The organism is Cellulosimicrobium cellulans (assembly GCF_001722485.1).
GTDB classification, from domain to species: Bacteria; Actinomycetota; Actinomycetes; order Actinomycetales; family Cellulomonadaceae; genus Cellulosimicrobium; species Cellulosimicrobium cellulans_A.
Genome location: NZ_LWGL01000319.1, coordinates 1 through 1,567, shown reverse-complemented (window position 1 = coordinate 1,567; position 1,567 = coordinate 1). Strand labels below are relative to the sequence as shown.

Sequence of the window (1,567 nt, the reverse complement as noted above, 5' to 3'; positions counted from 1 at the left end):
CGACGAGGGCCGCCTCGGGTGCCTCGTCCGCGGACGGCGCGGCCGGGTCCGCCGCGGGGGTCTCGACCGGCGGCGGCGGTACGGGCGTGGCTCCCGGCCCGGCGGCGGGCACGGCGGGCTCGTCGACCTCGAACGTGACGATCGGGTCGCCGACGCTGACCGTCTGGCCCTCCTGCGCGTGCAGCGTCGCGACGACGCCCGCGTACGGCGACGGCAGGTCGACGAGCGCCTTGGCCGTCTCGACCTCGGCGATGACCTGGTTGAGCTCGACGCGGTCGCCGGCGGCGACGTGCCAGACGACGATGTCGGACTCGGTGAGACCCTCCCCGAGGTCGGGGAGGCGGAACTCGCGCAGCGCGCTCATCGGGCCGCCTCCCCTGTGAGGGCCGGCGTCCTGCCGAGCACGCGGTCGACGCCGTCGAGGATGCGGTCGAGGTCGGGCAGGTAGTGCTGCTCGAGCCGCGCCGGCGGGTACGGCATCCCGTGGCCGGTGACGCGGACCGGTGCGGCTTCGAGGTACTCGAAGCAGCGGTCGGTCACGGTCGCGGCGATCTCGGCCCCGAGGCCGGCGTGCCGCGGTGCCTCGTGCGCGACGACGACGTGCCCCGTCCGGCGCACCGACGCCGCGACGGTCTCGTGGTCCATGGGCGACAGGGACCGCAGGTCGATCACCTCGACGGACACGCCGTCGTCCGACGCGGCGACGGCGGCGTCGAGCGCCGTCCCGACGAGGCCGCCCCAGGTGACGAGCGTGACGTCGCGGCCCTCGCGCACCACGTGCGCCCGGTCCATCGGTGGCGCGAGCGCGAGCGGGATCTCCTCGACCTCGCCCTTCGCGTGGTACCGGCGCTTGGGCTCGAAGAAGATCACCGGGTCGTCGCACGCGACGGCCTGCCGCAGCACGGTGTACGCGTCCTGGGGGTTCGCGACCGACACGACCCGCAGCCCCGCGACGTGCGCGAACAGCGCCTCGGGCGACTCCGAGTGGTGCTCGGCGGCCCCGATGCCGCCGCCCACGGGGATGCGGATCGTGATCGGCAGCCGCACGTTCCCGCCGGTGCGGGCGTGCATCTTCGCGAGCTGGGACACGATCTGGTCGAACGTCACGAACACGAAGCCGTCGAACTGGATCTCGCACACGGGCCGGTACCCGCGCATCGCCAGCCCGACCGCCGTGCCGACGATCCCCGACTCCGCGAGCGGGGTGTCGAGCACGCGGCGCGGCCCGAACTCGGCCTGCAGGCCGTCCGTCACGCGGTAGACGCCGCCGAGCCGGCCGACGTCCTCGCCCATGACGACGACGCGGTCGTCGTCCGTCATCGCGCGCCGCAGCCCGGCGCCGAGCGCCTTCGCGAGCGTCATGGTCGTCGTCATCGCGCCGCCCCCTCCGCCGTCGGCTCGCCCTCGAAGGCCGCGAGGTAGCGCGCGTACGCGGCGCGCTCGCGCGCGAGCGGGGCGTGCGGCTCCGCGTAGACGTGGTCGAACAGCGACAGCGGCGGCGGGTCCTCGAGCGCGACGCACCCGGCGCGCAGCTCGGCGGCGGCCGCGTCGGCGACGCCGCGCACCC

At 75.7% G+C, this 1,567-nt stretch carries 2 protein-coding genes and 1 pseudogene; all 3 read right to left on the bottom strand.

The features are described from left to right. Positions 1-364: biotin/lipoyl-containing protein (locus JZ5iCDA_RS17400; RefSeq protein ID WP_290438826.1), on the bottom strand; the 364-nt coding region annotated here is incomplete at its 3' end. Next, on the bottom strand, positions 361-1,374 hold the full coding sequence (locus JZ5iCDA_RS17395) for an alpha-ketoacid dehydrogenase subunit beta (protein ID WP_253182144.1): 1,014 nt from the start codon (positions 1,372-1,374) through the stop codon (positions 361-363). The genes JZ5iCDA_RS17395 and JZ5iCDA_RS17400, both read right to left, overlap by 4 nt. Continuing rightward, positions 1,371-1,567: pseudogene (locus JZ5iCDA_RS19270) on the bottom strand (pyruvate dehydrogenase (acetyl-transferring) E1 component subunit alpha); the annotation flags it as partial. The gene JZ5iCDA_RS17395 and the pseudogene JZ5iCDA_RS19270, both read right to left, overlap by 4 nt.

Bases quoted from the DNA above. Each gene is read 5' to 3' on its own strand.
- JZ5iCDA_RS17395 (WP_253182144.1), bottom strand. From the start codon at position 1,374: ATGACGACGACCATGACGCTCGCGAAGGCGCTCGGCGCCGGGCTGCGG.